At 73.5% G+C, this 17672-nt stretch carries 19 protein-coding genes; 8 read left to right on the top strand and 11 right to left on the bottom strand.

Translation table 11 applies throughout. The features are described from left to right. Nucleotides 1-790 (top strand): WYL domain-containing protein (locus tag SNR22_RS27280; RefSeq protein WP_320069534.1); only part of this gene is annotated, 790 nt, incomplete at its 5' end. Here SNR22_RS27280 and SNR22_RS27275 read toward each other — a convergent pair. The 3 genes from SNR22_RS27275 to SNR22_RS27265 all read right to left on the bottom strand — a co-directional run bounded on the left by SNR22_RS27275 (nt 761) and on the right by SNR22_RS27265 (nt 3280). Continuing rightward, nucleotides 761-892, bottom strand: a complete 132-nt coding sequence (locus tag SNR22_RS27275; protein ID WP_320069533.1) for a hypothetical protein — start codon at nt 890-892, stop codon at nt 761-763. The two genes, SNR22_RS27280 and SNR22_RS27275, sit on opposite strands and share 30 nt — an antisense overlap. A gap of 39 nt (nt 893-931) precedes the next feature. After that, on the bottom strand, nt 932-2239 hold the full coding sequence (locus tag SNR22_RS27270) for a hypothetical protein (RefSeq protein ID WP_320069532.1): 1308 nt from the start codon (nt 2237-2239) through the stop codon (nt 932-934). A 120-nt stretch (nt 2240-2359) separates the two neighbouring features. Next, nucleotides 2360-3280 (bottom strand): proline dehydrogenase family protein, encoded by a 921-nt coding sequence (locus SNR22_RS27265; RefSeq protein ID WP_320069531.1) that lies wholly within the window; start codon nt 3278-3280, stop codon nt 2360-2362. Nucleotides 3281-3354: 74 nt separating this feature from the next. On the opposite strand from SNR22_RS27265, the gene SNR22_RS27260 reads away from it, so the two are divergent. Genes SNR22_RS27260 through SNR22_RS27250 form a run of 3 tightly spaced genes read left to right on the top strand, consistent with a single transcriptional unit; the run spans nt 3355 to nt 5393 of the window. Further along, complete coding sequence (locus SNR22_RS27260; RefSeq protein WP_320069530.1) at nt 3355-3633, top strand: hypothetical protein; 279 nt, start codon at nt 3355-3357, stop codon at nt 3631-3633. 1 nt (nt 3634) lies between these two features. Continuing rightward, entirely contained in the window at nt 3635-4801 is a 1167-nt protein-coding gene (locus tag SNR22_RS27255) for a glutathionylspermidine synthase family protein (RefSeq protein ID WP_320069529.1), read from the top strand. A gap of 19 nt (nt 4802-4820) precedes the next feature. After that, a complete protein-coding gene (locus SNR22_RS27250) occupies nt 4821-5393 on the top strand; it encodes a CGNR zinc finger domain-containing protein (RefSeq protein WP_320069528.1) in 573 nt (190 codons plus the stop codon). A gap of 31 nt (nt 5394-5424) precedes the next feature. Here SNR22_RS27250 and SNR22_RS27245 read toward each other — a convergent pair whose 3' ends face one another. Continuing rightward, complete coding sequence (locus SNR22_RS27245; protein ID WP_320069527.1) at nt 5425-6231, bottom strand: sugar phosphate isomerase/epimerase; 807 nt, start codon at nt 6229-6231, stop codon at nt 5425-5427. 75 nt (nt 6232-6306) lie between these two features. Beyond that, the gene (locus SNR22_RS27240; RefSeq protein WP_320069526.1) at nt 6307-7251 is read right to left on the bottom strand and encodes a Ppx/GppA phosphatase family protein; all 945 of its coding nucleotides are present in this window, start codon (nt 7249-7251) and stop codon (nt 6307-6309) included. 75 nt (nt 7252-7326) lie between these two features. On the opposite strand from SNR22_RS27240, the gene SNR22_RS27235 reads away from it, so the two are divergent. Further along, on the top strand, nt 7327-8136 hold the full coding sequence (locus SNR22_RS27235) for a hypothetical protein (RefSeq protein WP_320069525.1): 810 nt from the start codon (nt 7327-7329) through the stop codon (nt 8134-8136). 31 nt (nt 8137-8167) lie between these two features. Here the strand turns inward: SNR22_RS27235 and SNR22_RS27230 are convergent, their stop codons facing one another. The 3 genes from SNR22_RS27230 to SNR22_RS27220 all read right to left on the bottom strand — a co-directional run bounded on the left by SNR22_RS27230 (nt 8168) and on the right by SNR22_RS27220 (nt 11068). Continuing rightward, on the bottom strand, nt 8168-8851 hold the full coding sequence (locus tag SNR22_RS27230; protein WP_320069524.1) for a response regulator transcription factor: 684 nt from the start codon (nt 8849-8851) through the stop codon (nt 8168-8170). Between the two features lie 35 nt (nt 8852-8886). Then, the gene (locus tag SNR22_RS27225) at nt 8887-10158 is read right to left on the bottom strand and encodes a sensor histidine kinase (RefSeq protein ID WP_320069536.1); all 1272 of its coding nucleotides are present in this window, start codon (nt 10156-10158) and stop codon (nt 8887-8889) included. Between the two features lie 142 nt (nt 10159-10300). Continuing rightward, the gene (locus SNR22_RS27220; RefSeq protein ID WP_320069523.1) at nt 10301-11068 is read right to left on the bottom strand and encodes a phosphoglyceromutase; all 768 of its coding nucleotides are present in this window, start codon (nt 11066-11068) and stop codon (nt 10301-10303) included. A 152-nt stretch (nt 11069-11220) separates the two neighbouring features. Between SNR22_RS27220 and SNR22_RS27215 the strand changes: the two genes are divergently transcribed. Next, nucleotides 11221-12510: an MFS transporter gene (locus SNR22_RS27215; RefSeq protein ID WP_320069522.1), complete on the top strand. Its 1290-nt coding sequence runs from the start codon at nt 11221-11223 to the stop codon at nt 12508-12510. Nucleotides 12511-12877: 367 nt separating this feature from the next. On the opposite strand, the gene SNR22_RS27210 is transcribed toward SNR22_RS27215, so the two are convergent. The 3 genes from SNR22_RS27210 to mshA all read right to left on the bottom strand — a co-directional run bounded on the left by SNR22_RS27210 (nt 12878) and on the right by mshA (nt 15846). Next, entirely contained in the window at nt 12878-13828 is a 951-nt protein-coding gene (locus SNR22_RS27210; protein WP_413775719.1) for a hypothetical protein, read from the bottom strand. A 79-nt stretch (nt 13829-13907) separates the two neighbouring features. Next, nucleotides 13908-14429, bottom strand: a complete 522-nt coding sequence (locus SNR22_RS27205; RefSeq protein ID WP_320069521.1) for a YbjN domain-containing protein — start codon at nt 14427-14429, stop codon at nt 13908-13910. Between the two features lie 52 nt (nt 14430-14481). Beyond that, nucleotides 14482-15846, bottom strand: coding sequence for a D-inositol-3-phosphate glycosyltransferase (mshA, locus tag SNR22_RS27200; RefSeq protein WP_320069520.1), 1365 nt, complete (start codon nt 15844-15846; stop codon nt 14482-14484). Between the two features lie 192 nt (nt 15847-16038). Between mshA and SNR22_RS27195 the strand changes: the two genes are divergently transcribed. Together SNR22_RS27195 and SNR22_RS27190 are read left to right on the top strand one after the other, a co-directional pair. Next, nucleotides 16039-16806 (top strand): SDR family oxidoreductase, encoded by a 768-nt coding sequence (locus tag SNR22_RS27195; RefSeq protein WP_320069519.1) that lies wholly within the window; start codon nt 16039-16041, stop codon nt 16804-16806. Nucleotides 16807-16864: 58 nt separating this feature from the next. Continuing rightward, complete coding sequence (locus SNR22_RS27190) at nt 16865-17644, top strand: class I SAM-dependent methyltransferase (RefSeq protein WP_320069518.1); 780 nt, start codon at nt 16865-16867, stop codon at nt 17642-17644. The last annotated feature ends 28 nt before the right edge of the window (nt 17645-17672 follow it).

The following is a 17672-nucleotide window of genomic DNA, read 5'->3' as shown; positions in this document are numbered from 1 at the left end:
CCCGCTCGGCTCGGGCCTGGACCGGCCGCCGCTGCCCCGCGCCGCCGTGGAGGCGATCGCCACCGCGGTCGCGCGGCGCGCCGGCGCGGGGGGCGGGGTCGCCGGCGCCGGCGACGCCGCACTCCGGGCGCTGACCAAGCTCGACCGGGTGCTGCCCGGCCGGCTTCGGCACGAGGTACGTGCGCTCTCCAGCTCGGTGGAGTCCTTCGGCGGCGGCCGCCCGCCGGTCGACCCCGAGGTGCTCATGACGCTGGCCAGGGCCTGCCGCGATGAGGTCGAGGCCGGCTTCGACTACCCGTCCGGCAGCGAGGTACGGCGGCGGGTCGAGCCCTACCGCCTGGTCGCCTCCGACCGGTGCTGGTACCTCCTCGCCTACGACCTCGGCCGCGACGACTGGCGCAGCTTCCGGGTCGACCGGATGACCGAGGTGTCGGCCCGGACCTGGCGCTTCCGCCCGCGCGCGGCGCCCGATGCGGCGACGTACGTGCAGGAGGGTGTGGCGAGTCGGGTCTACCCGCACCGGGCGCGCTTCCTGGTGCACGCGTCGGCCGACACGGTACGCGCGCAGATTCCGGCGTCGGCGGCCGTCGTACGACGGGCCGGGAGCGAGCGCTGCGAGGTGCTCAGTGGCGCCGGCAGCCTCGACTTCGTGCTCATGCACATGCTCCTGCTGGGACACGACTTCGAGGTGCTCGACCCTCCGGAGCTGCGGGGGCGCTGTCGCGCGCTGGCGCAGAGACTGCTCTCGGCCGGCACCAGCTCACCGGCGCCGGACCTTCAGCAGCCGTGAGCTGCGAGCCGCGATCAGGCCCGGGCCGAGGAACGCTTTGGCCGCCCCGAGGCCGAGCACGTCGAGGCGGAGGCTCTCCGCCTCCGCCTCCACCGCCTCCACCGCCGGCTTCCTCGGTACGGGCCCCGGCGGCGGGCACGGTCAGCCGGCCGCCGACCGGGCGTATCCGACGCACTCGTCGTGCAGGGCCGTCCAGGGCTGCCCGAACGCCTGCCCGGACGCCTCGTCGAGCGGCCGGCGGTCGTGCACCACCGCCCTGAAGAAGGCGAGCAACCGATGCTCGCCGAAACGGTCGACGAGGTGGCGTACGGCCAGGTACCCGACGCCGTAGCTGCCGCTGACCCGCCGGGCGGGGGCGTCGTCGGCCGGGGTCAGCGCGTCCAGCCGGCCGTTCCAGCCGCCAGCCGGGGCAAGCAGTTCGCGCACCTCGGCCAGCCCCTCGTACCGGCTCACGGGCGCTCCGCCGACACCCACGTACTCGGCGATCCCCTCGACCAGCCACCAGGTCGCCTTGCCCGGGTACCCGCGCTCGGGCAGGGACGCGGCGTGGGTCAGCTCGTGCCGAAGCAGGTCGTCGGTGCCGGTGGCGGAGAGCCCGCCGGCGTTGAGCACCACCTCGTGGTGGCCGCCGCCGACGGTGACCGCGTACCCGCCGGTCCACTTCGGCCGGCCGCCGCCGTACCAGCTCAGCCACTCGGCCCGGCCGGCGTAGAAGATCCGGTACCTGTCAGGTGGGGCACCGTCGACCACGTACCCGTCGGCGACCCGGGCAGCCGCCTCGGCCTGTCGGAGCAGGCCCGGCAGCTTCCCACGCAGCGCCGGGGTGGTGGCCACGACGGTACGCGGGCCGACCGCCGCCACCAGCTCGCTGGCCTCCCACGGCCGGGCGCCGGCCTCGGCGGACCGGGACTCCTCGACGGCGACCAGTCGGGACGTGCCGGCGTCCTCCCGCCACCGGGTGCCGATCAGCACGGGGCTCGGTCGGCAGTCGGGGAGCACGAAGCAGTACTGGAAGCGGACCACGAGCCGCGACTCGTCGGGCCGGCCGGGGACGGTGGCCGGCAGGCCGGTCTGCTCGGGCCGCCAGACGGTGACCCGCAGCGCCCGCAGAGCGGCGTACCGGCGGGTGAGGGCGGGCCGGGCGGCGGGCTCGGCGATGGCGAGGAACCCGGCCCGGTCGCCGCCGAGCAGGGCGTCGGCCTGGCGGTCGAGCTGGGCGCCGATCCGCTCGCCGAGCTCCCGTGCCGCCCGGGTGGCGGGATCCCCGACGGGCGCGCCGGACCAGCCGACCGTCGGCCGGCCGGCGGCCTCGTGCAGGACGCCGGCCAGCAGCACCGCCGGGAGGCCGCAGGTGAGCAGCAGGAGGACCGCGCCGAGGGCGGCCCGGAGCGGCCAGCTCCGGCTCCGGCTCCGGCACCGTTCGTGCCACCCGTCCAGCCCGTCGGTCACCCGGCGAAGGTTACGACTTTCGGGCCGTTCGGGCGAGCGCCGCCACGGCCGTCCGGGTGAAACGGCCCAGGCCGGCCGGCGGTGGTCGTTGCGCGCGCCGGCCGGCGCCGTCGGACGGGGCTACTTCTTCGAGACCAGAGCCCGGCCGAAGAACACCAGGTTCGAGGGGCGCTCGGCGAGCCGGCGCATCAGATAGCCGTACCAGTCCGTGCCGTAGGGCAGGTAGGTGCGCACGGTGTGGCCCTCGCCGACCAGCCGGGCCTGCTCCTCCGGCCGGATGCCGTAGAGCATCTGGAACTCGAAGCGGTCCGGGCCGCGGTCGAACCAGCGAGCCCGGTCCTCACCGATGGCGATCAGGCGCGGGTCGTGGGTGGCCAGCATCGGGTAACCGTCGCCGGACATCAGGATGTTCAGGCAGCGCACGTAGGACTTGTCCACCTCGCGGGCGGACTGGTACGCCACCGACTCCGGCTCCTTGTACGCACCCTTGCACAGCCGCACCCGGGACCCGGGCGACGCCAGCTCGCGGCAGTCGGACTCGGTCCGCCGCAGGTACGCCTGGAGCACCGCCCCGGTCGCCGGGAAGTCCTTGCGGAGCCGGGCCAGGGTGTCCAGCGTCGCGTCGGTGGTGGTGTGGTCCTCCATGTCCAGGGTGACCGTGGTGCCGGCCGCGTCGGCCGCCGCGCAGATCGCCCGCACGTTGTCGTACGCGAGCCGCTCGTCGAACATCTGGCCGAGCGCGGAGAGCTTCACGCTGACCTCGGCGGCCGAGGTGAGCCCGGCATCGGAGAGCAGCCTGAGCAACCTCAGGTACTCATCCCGGGTGGCGGTGGCCTGCTCGGCGGTGACGGTGTCCTCGCCGAGGTTGTCGAGGGTGACGGCGAGGCCGTCGGCGACGAGTTCGCGGGTCGCGCGCAACGCGTCGTCGGTGCCGGAACCGGCGACGAACCGGCGGACGACGTCCCGGGTGAACGGGGCAGTCTCGACGAGCCGCTCGACCTGGGATGACCGGGAGGCGGCAAGGATGACGGAACGGAGCATGAGTCGAGCGTAACGCCCGCGGACCCGGTGGCACCGGGGTGCCGACGTGGCGCGGATCGGCTACAACCATGCACGTGGAAGAACGATCCCGACGCCGGCTCCGGTCGGCCACCGTGCAGCTCGGCACGCTGACCGCTCTCGCGCTCGCCCTCTCCGGCTGCAACATGTCCTCCGACGACGACGATGACGACTGCGCGCTCGGGCCGATCGGTGGTGGGACGACAGTCGCGCTGGCGATGCGCGTGCCGGTCAGCGCCACCACCGACGCCACCCGCGCCGCGCCGCAGCCGGTCTCCACGGCCGTGCCGGAGCGCGGTGGTTTCGGCACCCACCTCGCCTCCTGCGGCGGCTGACATGCGGCGCGAGACGGTCGTCCCGCGCCCGGGCTGGGACGCCACCGTCCGTTCCCAGGGCCTGGTGTACATCGACACCGAGCTGCCCGACGGCGAAATTGTGTCGTACTGGGACGAGACCGCCGCGTACGTCTTCGGCCTGGCGGAGGTGCTCAGGCTGGAGGCGGCGACCGCGGAGCTGCACGCGATGTGCGTCGCCGCCGCCGAGCACATCGTGGCCCGCCACCGGTACGCCGAGTTCGGCATCCCCGACTGGGCGGCCGAGGCGGTGGCCCGCTCGCTGCACGAGGGCCCGCCGAGCCTCTACGGCCGCTTCGACCTCTGCTACGACGGCAGCTGGCCGCCGAAGCTGCTGGAGTACAACGCCGACACGCCCACCTCGCTGGTCGAGGCGAGCATCGTCCAGTGGTTCTGGCTGGAGGAGACCCGCCCCGAGGCCGACCAGTGGAACAGCCTGCACGAGCGCCTCGTCGCCGCCTGGGCCAAGATCGGCGCGGGCCTGCACGACAGGCAGGTGCACGTCGCCTGGTCGGACGAGGAGGAGTCGGGCGAGGACCAGATCACCGCCGGGTACCTGGCCGAGACCGCCCGGCAGGCGGGGCTCGCGGCGGAGCTGCTGCCGATCCAGCAGATCGGCTGGGACGGCCGCCGCTTCGTCGACGCCGCCGACCGGCCGGTCACCACCTGCTTCAAGCTCTACCCGTGGGAGTGGATGCTGGCCGAGCCGTACGGGCCGCTGGCGCTGGACCCGGGCGCCCCGACCACCTGGATCGAGCCGGCCTGGAAGCTGCTGCTGTCCAACAAGGCGCTACTCGCCGTGCTCTGGGAGCTGTATCCGGGCCACGAGTACCTGCTGCCGGCGTACCTGGACTCGCCGCGGCAGCTGACCGAGTACGTGGCCAAGCCGCTGCTGGGCCGCGAGGGCGGCTCGGTGCGCATCGTCACCGCCGGGAAGGAGATCAGCAATCCGGGCAGCTATGGCGAAGAGGGCTTCTGTTACCAGGAGTTCCGGGCCCTGCCGTGCTTCGACGGCAACCACGTGGTGCTGGGCAGCTGGATCGTCGACGGGCAGCCGGCCGGCGCGGGGCTGCGGGAGAGCCGAAGTCTGATCACCGACAACTACGCCAGGTTCCTGCCGCACTACATCGACACGCCGCGACTCCCGTGAGTCGTCTACGGTTGGAGGCGTGAACTTCGAAGCGTACGCCCGGACCGGGGTTGACCTCGTCAACACCCGCCTGGACGACCTCGACGACCTGCGGGCCATCTTCCCCGACGACAACGCGTGGATGCGCGACGAGGTCGCGGAACGGGACATCGCGACCTTCCGGCGGGCGCAGAAGCGACTGCGCGACGTCTTCGAGTACGGCACCTCCGGGCGGGACACTCAGGCAGTGGCCGAGCTGAACGCGCTGCTGGAGGCATGCCCGGTCCAGCCGCGCATCTCCGGACACGACTCCAGCGACTGGCACATGCACGTCACCAGCCGGGGCGCGTCGGTCAGCGCCGAATACCTGGCCGGGGCAGTGTGGGGGCTGTCGGTCTGGCTCTGCGAGTACGGCAGCGCCCGGTTCGGGGTCTGCGCCGACGAGCGCTGCGGCAACGTCTACCTGGACACCTCGTCGAACTGCTGCCGGCGGTTCTGCTCGGAGCGCTGCGCGACCCGCTCGCACGTGGCAGCGCACCGGGCCCGCAAGCGCGCGGCGCTCGGCGAGCAGGTCGCCGCCCTGGCCGCCGAGAACCTCACCCCGGTGAGCTGACCTCGCCCGGCCCCGGGGCGCGGCGCAGCGCTCAGGCGTCGACCGGGGACGGGGCGGTGAGGTGGGCACGGGCGAACTCCAGGGCCTCACGCAGGTCGGCCTCGCGGACGGCGCGGCTCTTCGCGCCCCGGGTGGTGACCTCCACGGCGACCGAGCCGGTGAAGCCGCGCCCGGCCAGCGAGCGCAGCAGTTCGGCACAGGGTTGGGTGCCGCGCCCCGGAACCAGGTGCTCGTCGCGCCCCTCGCCGGTGCCGTCGCCGAGGTGCACGTGGGCCAGGCCCGCGCCCATCCGGTCGGCCATCTTCATCGCGTCGGAGTGCGACGCGGCGCAGTGCGACAGGTCGAGCGTGTAGGACGGGTAGCCGGTGTCGGCCGGGTCCCAGCCCGGGGCGTACGGGACGAACTGCCGACCGGCCATCCGCACCGGGTACATGTTCTCCACCGCGATGCGCAGCCCGTCGAACCGGCCGGCAATCGTCGCCAGCCCGTCGGCGAAGTTCCGGGCGTAGTCCCGCTGCCAGGTGAACGGCGGGTGCACCACGACCGTCGGCGCCTCCAGGGTCTCGGCCAGCTCGGCGGCCCGGCGCAGCCGCTCCCACGGGTCGGGGGACCACACCCGCTGGGTCACCAGCAGGCAGGGCGCGTGGACGGAGAGCACCGGCACCCCGTAGTGCTCGGCCAGGCCGCGTAGCGCGCCGGCGTCCTGGCTGACGGCGTCGGTCCAGACCATCACCTCGACACCGTCGTAGCCGAGCGCCGCGGCCAACTGGAACGCCGCCGCGGTCCGCTCAGGAAAGACCGAGGACGTGGAGAGGAGCACCGGGACGCGGTAAGTCACACCAGCCAGCGTAGCCCGGCTCCGTTGCGGCATCGTGACGAGCAGTCGCAAACCCCCCGCAACCGCCACGGGAGATCACATCGGCGTGAGCTGATCCAATCGACGCAGGACGACTCCCTCGCGCAGCGCCCACGGGCAGATGTCCAGCGACGGCACGTCGAGGCGGCGCATCACCGCCTCTGCCACCACCGCCCCGGCGAGCAGCTGGTGCGCCCGCCCGACGCCGACCCCCTCCAGCTCCCACAGGTGCCGCGGCGGGATGTGCCGGATGAAGCCGAACACCTGCCGCAGGCCGTCCCGGGTCAGGCTGCGTCGGGCCCACAGGCCGGCGCCGGACGGGGCCGCCCCGGCCAGCCGGGCCAGGGTGCGAAACGTCTTCGAGGTGGCCACCGCGCGCTCCCAGCCCACCTCGGCGAGCTTCTCCACCACCGGATCGAGCAGCCCGTCGACGTGCTCCCGGAGCGCCTCCACAGCCTCGGCGGACGGCGGGGCCGCGCTGTCCGGGTCGACCCGGAGCCGGTCGCGGGTCAGCCGGCCAGCCCCGAGCGGGAGGGAGACCACGACCTGCGGGTCCTCGTCGATGCCGGCGGCGATCTCCAACGAGCCGCCGCCGATGTCCAGCGCCAGCAGCCGCCCCGCCGACCAGCCGAACCACCGCCGGACCGCGAGGAACGTCATCCGCGCCTCGTCCGCGCCGGAGAGCACCTCCAGCCGTACGCCGGTCTCGTCGCTCACCCGGGCCAGTACCTCCCGCGAGTTGGTGGCGTCGCGGACCGCGGAGGTGGCGAACGCGATCAGCTCGGCGGTGTCCAGCCCGGCCGCGGCGGCTCGGGCCAGCCCGACCGCCTTGACCAGCTCGTCCGCCCCCGCCTCGGTGAGCGCGCCGTCGGGGCCGATCTGCTCGGCGAGCCGGAGCACCACCTTCTCGGAGTGGACGGGCCAGGGATGCGCGCCGTGGTGGCCGTCGACCACCAGCAGGTGCACGGTGTTGGACCCGACATCGAGGACTCCCAGTCGCATGCTGATGACACTAGGGCCTGGCCGGATCTGTCGGCTCGCCGGTGGGAACCGAAGACCGGGCGTACGCTGGGCCGGGTGACGAGCCAGATCGAGATCGAGGGCCTGGTCGACGACACCGACGACCCGCGCAGCCGCGAGGTGGCGCTGGACTTCCCCCGGGAGTGGATCGAGTTCGTCGACCCGGCCGACGCCACCCACGTGGTCCGCGCCGACCTGACCTGGTTGCTCTCCCGCTGGACCTGCGTGTTCGGCCGAGGCTGCCACGGCATCGTCGCCGGCCGGGCCGCCGACGGCTGCTGCTCGCACGGCGCGTTCTTCACCGACGCCGACGACGAGAAGCGGGTCCGCGCGGCGGTCAAGCGGCTCACCCCGACGACCTGGCAGCACTTCCGGCGCGGCTTCGGGAACTGGACGGCCGAGGACACCCTCGACGGCGAGAAACCGGCCCGGCGCACCGCCACCCGCGACATCAACGCCCCGTGCGTGTTCCTCAACGACGCCGACTTCCCGGCCGGCGGCGGCTGCGCGCTGCACGCCCAGGCGCTGCGCGACGGGGTGCACCCGCTGGAGTACAAGCCGGACGTCTGCTGGCAGTTGCCCGTCCGCCGGGACCAGGAATGGCACAAGCGCCCCGACGACACGAAGGTGCTGATCTCCACCCTGGCCGAGTTCGACCGGCGGGGCTGGGGCGCGGGCGGCCACGACCTGGACTGGTGGTGCACCTCGTCGACGGACGCGCACGTCGGCGCCGAGCCGATGTACATCTCGTACGGCCCGGAGCTGACCGCGCTGATCGGCGCGCCCGCCTACGCGCAGCTCGCCGAGCTGTGCACTGCCCGGCTCCGGCAGGGCCAGGTCGCGCCGCACCCGGCCAGCTCGTCGTAGCGGCCCTGCGCCCGGTCCCCCGGCGGCGCGGTCACGGCTCGAACTTGTAGCCCAGCCCCCGGACGGTGACGATGAAGCGCGGCGCCGACGGCTCCGGCTCGATCTTCGAGCGGAGCCGCTTGACGTGCACGTCCAGGGTCTTGGTGTCGCCGACGTAGTCGGCCCCCCAGACCCGGTCGATGAGCTGCCCCCGGGTCAGCACCCGGCCGGCGTTGCGCAACAGCAGCTCCAACAGCTCGAACTCCTTGAGCGGAAGCTGGACGGCGGCCCCTTCGACGGTGACCACGTGCCGCTCGACGTCCATCCGCACCGGGCCGGCGGCCAGGGCCGGCGTGTCCGACTCAACCGCCTCCGGGCTCTGCCGGCGCAGCACCGCCCGGATCCGGGCGACCAGTTCCCGGGGCGAGTACGGCTTGGTCACGTAGTCGTCGGCCCCGATCTCCAGGCCGACCACCTTGTCGATCTCGCTGTCCCGCGCGGTGACCATGATGATCGGCACGTGGGAGCGCTGGCGGAGCTGCCGACACACCTCGGTGCCGGACATCTCCGGCAACATCAGGTCGAGCAGCACGATGTCCGCACCGGACCGGTCGAACTCGGCGAGGGCGGACGGGCCGGTGGCCGCGACCGAGACCTCGAAGCCCTCTCTGCGAAGCATGTACGACAGGGCGTCGGAGAAAGACTCCTCGTCTTCGACCACCAGAACGCGGCTCACCGGGGTTCCTTTCATTGCGGTCAGGCCTGCCCGAGCTAGGCCGGGCCGGGCTCGATCCCACCGGAGGACGGTGTCGACAGGAGATCGTCCGGTGGACGGGCGGGTAGCCGGAGGGTGAACGTCGACCCACCACCAAGAGTGCTCGACACCTCGACCCGGCCGCCATGGTTGCTGGCGATGTGTTTCACGATGGCCAGGCCGAGGCCGGTGCCGCCGGTGGCCCGGGACCGGGCCTGGTCGGCCCGGTAGAACCGTTCGAAGATCCGCTCGACGTCGGTCGGCGCGATGCCGATCCCCTGGTCGGCGACGGAGATCGCGACGTGCTCACCGTCGGCGCGGGTGCGGACCCGAACCGTGGTGTCCTCGTCCGAGTAGTGGATGGCGTTCTCGACCAGGTTGGCCACGGCGGTGGCGAGCTGGGAGTCGCTGCCGTACCCGGTCAGCCCGCGTTCGCCCTCGACGACCACCTCGACGCGGCGGGCGGCGGCGCTGGTGCGGGTGCGGTCGATCACCTCGGCGATCACCCAGTCCACCGCGATCGGCTCTGGCGCGGGCTGCGGCTCGGCCCCCTGGAGCCGGGTCAGCTCCAGCAGCTCCTGCACGAGCCGGCCCAGCCGGGTCGACTCGTGCTGGATGCGCTCGGCGAACCGGCGCGCGGCGACCAGGTCCTCGGAGAGGTCGGGGGCCGCCGCGCCGGCCGGTTCGGTGGCGTCCAGCAGCGCCTCGGCGAGCAGTTGCAGCGCGCCGATGGGGGTCTTCAGCTCGTGGCTGACGTTGGCCACGAAGTCCCGGCGGACCCGGGCCAACCGGTGCGACTCGGTGACGTCAGTGGCCTCGACGGCCACGTGACCACCGCCGATCGCCCTCGCGCGCAGGTGCACGCCGAGCGGGTCGGGGCCGGCGATCGCGTGGCCCCGGGGCAGGTCGAGCTCGATCTCGCGGCGCACGCCCGTGCGCCGCACCTGCCCGGCCAGCGTACGGATCAGCGGGTGGGCCGCGACGGAACCGGGGGTGGCCCCGGTGCTGAGCAGGCCCATCGCCCGGGCCCCGGGGTTGACCAGGACCGGCGCGTCGTCGGGGCCGAGCACCACGACGCCGGCCCGCAGCGAGTCCACGGTACGACGACCAAGGCCCGACAGCCCGCCCTGCTGACTGTCGACCAGCACGGGGCTCCCCGTGGTCCGGGACGGACGGCCACCGCCGTTGCCGGCGGCCGGGCCGCGACGGCGCCGCGACCGGACGAGCCCGGGCAGCAACGAACCGATGGCCAACCCGGCCACCAACGCCACGACCACCACCGTCGTCATCGCCCACCCCACCGGCCGATCGTAGGGTCAAAGTTCACCTGGCCAGCGCCGGAAACGGGATACCCCGGAAGACCGTCGGGGCGAGCGAGCCGACACCGAGGCCCCGACCCCGCCACGGGGGTCGGGGCCTCGGTTCGTGGCGTCAGCGGCCCTGGTTGGCGACCGCCGCGGCGGCGGCCTTGGCGGCGGTCGGGTCGAGGTACGTCCCGCCAAGGGTGAGCGGGCGCAGCTGCGGGTCCAGGTCGTAGCGCAGTGGGATGCCGGTCGGGATGTTCAGCTTGGCGATCGCCGAGTCGCTGATCTGGTCGAGGTGCTTGACCAGGGCACGCAGCGAGTTGCCGTGCGCCGCCACCAGCACCGTCCGGCCGGCCAGGATGTCCGGCACGATCGAGTCGTACCAGTACGGCAGCATCCGCTCGACGACGTCCTTGAGACACTCGGTGCGCGGCATCAGCTCGGTCGGCAGCAGTGCGTAGCGCGGGTCGCCGGCCTGCGAGAACTCGTCGTCGTCCGCGATCGGCGGCGGCGGCGTGTCGTAGGAGCGGCGCCAGAGCATGAACTGCTCCTCGCCGTACTCGTCCAGGGTCTGCTTCTTGTCCTTGCCCTGCAGGGCGCCGTAGTGCCGCTCGTTGAGCCGCCACGACCGGCGCACCGCGATCCAGTGCCGGTCGGCGGCGTTCAGCGCCAGCTCGGCGGTGCGGATCGCCCGGCGCATCACGCTGGTGTGCACCACGTCCGGCAGCAGGTCGTGCTCGCGCAGCAGCTCGCCGCCGCGCCGCGCCTCGCCCTCCCCCTTGGCGGTCAGGTCGACGTCGACCCAGCCGGTGAAGAGGTTCTTCGCGTTCCAGTCGCTCTCGCCGTGCCGCAGCAGGATTAGCGTCCCGACGGTAGGCCCTTCGCTCGCAGTCATGCCGATCATCCTGCCGCACGCGATCGACGGGCACGCGGAGGACCTGCGGTGACGACCACCACGTGGAAAAGCGGATGACCGACGTTCAGGGCCGGGACTAGGTTGTAAGGCGCACTAGATACATCGGTCATTACCACTTCGGGGGCGCGGGCGTGCGGGCGATGCGGGGCTGGTTCCGGGACACCACCGGCGGACTACCGAGAACCTTCTGGTACCTCTGGGCCGGCACCCTGATCAATCGACTCGGCTCGTTCGTCCTGGTCTTCCTGGCCATCTACCTCACCCAGGAGCGTGGCTTCGACGAACTCGCGGCCGGCCTCGTGCTCAGCATGTGGGGCGTCGGCGGAGCGGTCGGCACCACGCTGGGCGGGATGCTCGCCGACCGGTGGGGCCGGCGGCCGACGCTGCTCACCGCCCACCTCGGGGCGGCCAGCATGATGCTGATCCTCGGCCTCGCCCGGGAGCTCTGGGCGGTCGCCGTCGGGGCGCTGCTACTCGGCCTCTTCGCCGAGGCGGCCCGGCCGGCGTTCGCCGCCATGATGATCGACGTGGTTCCGGAACGGGACCGGCTGCGCGCGTTCTCGCTGAACTACTGGGCCATCAACCTCGGCTTCGCCAGCGCGGCGATCCTGGCCGGGCTCGCCGCCGAGGCCAGCTACCTGCTGCTGTTCGTGGTCGACGCGGCCACCACCCTGGTCACCGCCGTGATCATCTTCGTGAAGGTGGCGGAGACCCGGGTGCCGACCCGCGCCGCCCCGGTCGCCGCCGGGACGCCCCGCCCCCGGGGTGCGCTGCGCACCATCGGAACCGACCGGGTCTACCTGGGCTTCGTCGCGCTCAACCTGCTCGGCGCCCTGGTCTTCCTCCAACACATCTCGATGCTGCCGATCGCGATGGGCGACGACGGGCTGAGCCCGTCCATGTACGGGTCGGTGATCGCGCTCAACGGGGTACTCATCGTGGCCGGACAGCTTTTCGTCCCCCGGCTGATCCGGGGGCGCAGCCGCTCACACGTGCTCGCCCTGGCCGCCGTCGTGATGGGGGTCGGCTTCGGGCTGACCGCGTTCGCCGACACCGTCTGGCTCTACGGCCTGACCGTGCTGATCTGGACCCTCGGCGAGATGCTCAACTCACCGTCCAACTCCACCCTGATCGCCGAGCTCTCCCCCGCCGAGCTGCGCGGCCGCTACCAGGGTGTGTTCTCGCTGTCCTGGCAGATCGCCGCAGCCGCCGCCCCGATCCTCGGCGGCCTGATCCGGCAGCAGGCCGGCAACGGCGCGCTCTGGCTGGGCTGCGCGGCGATCGGCGTGGTGATGGCCGTCGCCCACCTGGTCTCCGGCCCGGCCCGGGAGCGGCGGGCCGCCGCGCTGCGCCCGCCGACCGCGCCGGTCGCTGTTGTCCGGTTCCCGGCGCCGCAGCCGGCCGAGGCCACGCCCGCCTAGCGCAAACGACGCAAAGCGCCCACCTCGACCCTGGGTCTCGGTGGGCGCTCGCATCGTGCCCGGCGGCGGCGGGCGACACTCACCCCCGTAAGCGTCGCCCGCTCGCGCCGCCGGTTCCCACGGATGGCGCCGTCCCCCAACGGCGGGATCCACCCGTTTCCTGCGCCTCGCTCGTGCACGGATCTGATCGATCCGCCGCTCCCCCGAACGTTACCGAGCGTGGCGCGGTGCAATAAAGTTAGTTCGCCCCGATTGCTGATTCAACCCGGCTCCGCTGTATGTCTCGCCGGTCACAGCATCGTCGTCCTACAAATGGGGCCTCGTCTCCAGCTAACAGCGTCTACCCGACCGACATTCCCCCAAACCCTCAGCCGTCCTCACGATCGGGGGACTCGGTACGGAAGAAGTTGCTCTGCCGGCCGTTGCGCAACTGCTCCTGGTAGATGAGGTTGAGCCGACGGGTGTCGAACGTGCGGAACCACTCGTCCCAGGTGATCTCGCGGATCCGGCTGCTCTCCCGGTAACCCGGCAGGTTGAACGTCAGCACCCCCGCCCGACCGTCCCGCTCGGTCCCGGCGATCGTGGCCGGCCGCGCGCCACGCTCCCGCGCCCACCGTCGGATCACGTCGTGGTCGGTGGTGACCAGGCTGCGCCCGGGACGCTCCGGCCGGTCCTGGATCGAGGTGATCGGCTGTGAGGAGCGCACCGACCGGGACGACGACCCACCGGTGCGCACTGCCGACCGTTGCTGAGTCGCGCCGGCCGGCCGGGCCCGCACGGGAGCCGTCCGCTGGGCGCGCGCCGCCGCCTTCTTCGCGGGAGCCGCCTTCGCCCGTGACGGGGCAGCCTTCGCCCGCGTCGGAGTCGTCTTCCTCGCCGGGGCAGTCTTCGCCCGTGACGGGACGGCCTTGGCCCGCGCCGCAGTCGCCTTCGCCCGAGCCGGGGTCGCCTTGGCCCGCGCCGCAGTCGCCTTCGCCCGCGCCGGGGTCGCCTTGCGGGTGCCCCCGGTGGTCTTCCGAGCGCCGGTTGTGGCCTTCGTGCCGCGGGCGCGGCCCGCCGGCCCGGTGCTGCCCCGCGCCGCGCCGCCGGCCCGGCCCTCGACGCGCAGCGTCCGGGCCAGTGTCTTCACCAGTTCCGGCTTGCGCAGGGCGGAGATCCCGGAGACGCCGTGGCGGCGCAACTGGCCACGGATGTCGTCGGCCCTCATCCGGGAGATCTCCGACTCGGAGATCCCCGGGGTGTTCGGCGTCTGGTTGCCCGCCTGCCGCTTCGTGCTGGTCGCAGCCCCGCCGCGACCTGAGCTGTTCCGCTGAGCCATGGGATGCTCACGCTCCTCGACAGTCCGTCCTCGGCGCGCGGTCGATCCCAGTGCCGCACCGCGCGGTGCGGCATACCCATCAGGACGACGCCGAACCTCCCGCCGTTGACGAGGGCTCGAAGAGGTGCGCGAACGCCGCGAGATTGGCGGTTGACTCGCCACGCTTGACCCGCCACTCCCACTCGCGGCGGATGGCACCGCCGAAGCCGATCTCCAACATGGTGTCGAAGGACTCGTCGGCGTATGTCAGGACGGCGCCGAGCAGCCGGTCCAGCTCGTCGGAGTCGATCCCGCCGAGGTTCACCCGGCCGGTCAGGTAGACGTCGCCGGCCGCGTCGATGGAGAAGGAGACCCCGTACATTCGGGCGTTGCGCTGCAGCAGCCACGCCCACAGCTCCTCGCGCCGCTCGTCCGGCTGGCGCATCACGAACGCCTCGACCCGCAGCGCGTGCTCGCCGACGATGAAATTGCAGATCGTCTTGAGCTTGTGGGTGCCGGGCAGGGTGACCGCGTACGACGCATCGCCGGTGGACTCGACGGCCAACTCCCGCTCCGCGCAGACCGACTCGATCAGGGCGGCGACTTCGCTCTTCGCGCTCATCCGCCCCACTGTACGGCCGCGCCCGGTTCCCGCATCCCGACCGGAGAACGCCTCACCAGGAACAGGAGAGGGCGGGGTCGGCGGCAAGCCGGTCGGCCAGCCGGCAGCGGTGCTCGGCGATCGCCTCGCCGTAGACGGTGAGCAGGTGTGAGACCGTGCGGTCCCAGGAAAAGTTCCGGGCGTGCCGCTCGGCGCCCCGGCCCAGGGCGGCCCGGCGCACCGGGTCGGGCAGCAGGCGGGCCAGCGCACGGGCCCAGTCGACCGGGTCGTGGCCGTCGATGAGCACCCCGCTGATCTGGTCCTGGACGGCGGTGACCAGGCCACCCACGGCGGCGGCCAGCACCGGCGTACCGCAGGCCTGGGCCTCCAGGGCGACCAGCCCGAACGACTCGTTGTACGACGGCACCGCGACCAGGTCGGCGGCCCGGTACACGGCCGGCAGGTCGCCCCCGGTGCACGGCGGCAGGAAACGCACCCGGTCGGCGACGCCGAGCGAGGCGGCCAGCTCGATCAGGGCGGTCGGCCGGTCCAGCCCGCTGCCGCTGGGACCGCCGACGATCACCACGGTGAGCTCGTCGGCCAGCAGCGGATCGCGCTCCCGCAGCGCGGCGGCGGCCCGGATCAGCACGTCAGGGGCCTTCAGCGGCTGGATCCGGCCGACAAAGGCCACCAGGTACCCGTCGGTGGGCAGCCCCAGCTGGCGGCGGGCGTCGAGCGTCGCGGCACGCCGGTCCCCGGCGGGGGGCCGGAACCGGCTCAGGTCGACGCCGGGCTCCACCACGGCGACCCGGGCCGGGTCGGCGTCGTACCGGTTGAGCAGGTCGTCGGCCTCGACCTCGGTGTTGGCGACCAGCCGGTCGGCCTCGGCGACCACCTGCTCCTCGCCGATCACCCGGGCCTTCGGCTCCGGCCGATCACCGGCCGCGAGCCGGGCGTTCTTCACCTTGGCCAGGGTGTGCGCGGTGTGCACCAGCGGCACCCCCCAGCGCTCCTTGGCCAGCCAGCCGACCTGACCGGAGAGCCAGTAGTGGGAGTGGATGAGGTCGTAGTAGCCCGGCGGCCGGGCCGCCTCGGCCCGCAGCACCCCGGCCGTGAACGCGCAGAGCTGGCCCGGCAGTTCCTCCTTGGTCAGCCCTTCGAGGGGGCCGGCGGTGACGTGCCGGACGTGCACGCCGGGGGCCATCTCGACCACCGGCGGAAGGTCACCGGAGGTGGCCCGGGTGAAGATCTCCACCTCGACGTCGGCCTCGGCCAGCCGGCGCGCGACCTCCAGGATGTAGACGTTCATCCCGCCCGCGTCACCCGTGCCGGGCTGGTGCAGCGGTGAGGTGTGTACCGACAGGGTGGCGATGCGCCGGGGCCGCGGCCACGGACGGGCACCGCGCTGACGACCGACACCGGTGCGCAATTCCGCCACTTCCGCTCCCTCTGTCACGGTTGATGCCGTCCCGCACGACCGACACACCCCGGTCAACCTGCGCGCCGGATGTCATCTTCCCCATCGGGCATCGGAAATGCGTCAAAGTGACCCGCGAGCGTGACGGACCTCATCGGCGCCGATCACGCGCCCGCCGACGCGGGGCCGCCGGGCCGGGGTGAGAATGGCCGGATGACCTCTGTCGCGATCGTCACCGGGGCGTCCAGCGGGATCGGCGCGGCCACCGCCCGCCGGCTGGCCACCGAGGGATTCCACGTGCTCGCCGCCGCCCGGCGGGCCGACCGACTGGCCGAGTTGGTCGCCGGCATCGAGGCGGCCGGCGGATCCGCCACCGCCGTGGAGTGCGACGTCACCTCCGACCGTTCCGTCGCCGGCCTGGCCGAGGCCGCCGCGGCGGCCCCCGGGCCGGTCACCCTGCTGGTCAACAACGCCGGCGGCGCCCGCGGGATCGACCCGGTGGAGTCCGGCTCGGTGGACGACTGGCAGTGGATGTACGACGTCAACGTGCTCGGCACCCTGCGGGTCACCCAGGCGCTGCTGCCCGCGCTGGAGGGGTCCGGCGCCGGCACCATCGTGATCATCTCGTCCACCGCCGGCCTCGTCGTGTACGAGGGTGGCGGCGGTTACGCCGCCGCGAAGCACGCGCAGACGGCGATCGCCAGCACGCTCCGGCTGGAGCTGTGCGGCCGGCCCGTCCGGGTGATCGAGATCGACCCGGGGATGGTGCGGACCGACGAGTTCGCGCTGGTCCGCTTCGACGGCGACGCCGACCGGGCGGCGGCGGTCTACGCGGGGGTGGCCGAGCCGCTGGTCGCCGAGGACGTCGCCGACTGCGTCGCCTGGTGCGCGACCCGCCCTCAACACGTCAACGTCGACCGGCTGGTGGTCCGCCCGCTGGCCCAGGCCGCGCAGCACAAGGTGCACCGGGTCGACGGGTGAGGCGCGCGGAGTGAGCCGGCCGGAATGGGCCGCACGCTCAGGAACGGGGACGACGCCGGTGAAGCCCCGGGGCGTGGTGACCCGGGGGACGACGAACCCGAACCGGCTCCGCCGGGTGGACAACTGGATCGTCGAGACCTGCGGCGACCGGCTGCGGGCGGCGCCGGACCCCCTGGTGGTCGACCTGGGCTACGGCGCCACCCCGGTCACGGCCGTGGAGCTGCGCGCCCGGCTGGCCGCCGGAATCCGCGCCGACGTCCGGGTGGTCGGGCTGGAGATCGATCCGGTACGCGTGGCCGCCGCTCAGCCCGCCGCCGACCCGCCCGGGCTCACCTTCGCCCGGGGCGGGTTCGAGCTGGCGGGGTTGCGTCCCGCCCTGGTCCGGGCGTTCAACGTCCTACGCCAGTACGACGAGGCCGAGGTCGCCGACGCCTGGCGGACGGTCACCGGCCGGCTGGCCCCGGGTGGGGCGTTGGTCGAGGGCACCTGCGACGAGCTGGGGCGGCTCGGCGGTTGGCTGCTGATCGACGCCGACGGCCCCCGCAGCCTCACCCTGGCCGCGCGGCTCGCCTCGCTGGGCAGCCCCGCCGAGCTGGCCGAGCGGCTGCCGAAGGCGCTGATCCACCGAAACGTGCCGGGCGAACCGATCCATGACCTGATCCGCGCCCTGGACGACGCCTGGCGGGCCGCCGCCGCGTACGCCCCGTTCGGCCCCCGGCAGCGCTGGCTGCACACGGTCGCGGCGGTCCGGGCCGCCGGCTGGCCGGTCCTAAACGGCCCCCGCCGCTGGCGCCACGGCGAACTCACCATCCCCTGGCCCACCATCGCCCCCACCTAACCCCCGCCCCACCCCGTCCCACCCCCAC

This window comes from Micromonospora sp. RTGN7, from assembly GCF_033804645.1.
Taxonomy (GTDB): Bacteria; Actinomycetota; Actinomycetes; order Mycobacteriales; family Micromonosporaceae; genus Micromonospora.
This window is presented reverse-complemented; position numbering and strand designations above follow the sequence as displayed.

Excerpts from the sequence above, each read along its gene's own strand:
- SNR22_RS27265 (WP_320069531.1), bottom strand. The coding sequence starts at position 3,280 with ATGCTCCGTTCCGTCATCCTTGCCGCCTCCCGGTCATCCCAGGTCGAG.
- SNR22_RS27255 (WP_320069529.1), top strand. The coding sequence starts at position 3,635 with ATGCGGCGCGAGACGGTCGTCCCGCGCCCGGGCTGGGACGCCACCGTC.
- SNR22_RS27240 (WP_320069526.1), bottom strand. The coding sequence starts at position 7,251 with ATGCGACTGGGAGTCCTCGATGTCGGGTCCAACACCGTGCACCTGCTG.
- SNR22_RS27225 (WP_320069536.1), bottom strand. The coding sequence starts at position 10,158 with ATGACGACGGTGGTGGTCGTGGCGTTGGTGGCCGGGTTGGCCATCGGT.
- SNR22_RS27220 (WP_320069523.1), bottom strand. The coding sequence starts at position 11,068 with ATGACTGCGAGCGAAGGGCCTACCGTCGGGACGCTAATCCTGCTGCGG.
- SNR22_RS27210 (WP_413775719.1), bottom strand. The coding sequence starts at position 13,828 with ATGGCTCAGCGGAACAGCTCAGGTCGCGGCGGGGCTGCGACCAGCACG.
- SNR22_RS27205 (WP_320069521.1), bottom strand. The coding sequence starts at position 14,429 with ATGAGCGCGAAGAGCGAAGTCGCCGCCCTGATCGAGTCGGTCTGCGCG.
- SNR22_RS27195 (WP_320069519.1), top strand. The coding sequence starts at position 16,039 with ATGACCTCTGTCGCGATCGTCACCGGGGCGTCCAGCGGGATCGGCGCG.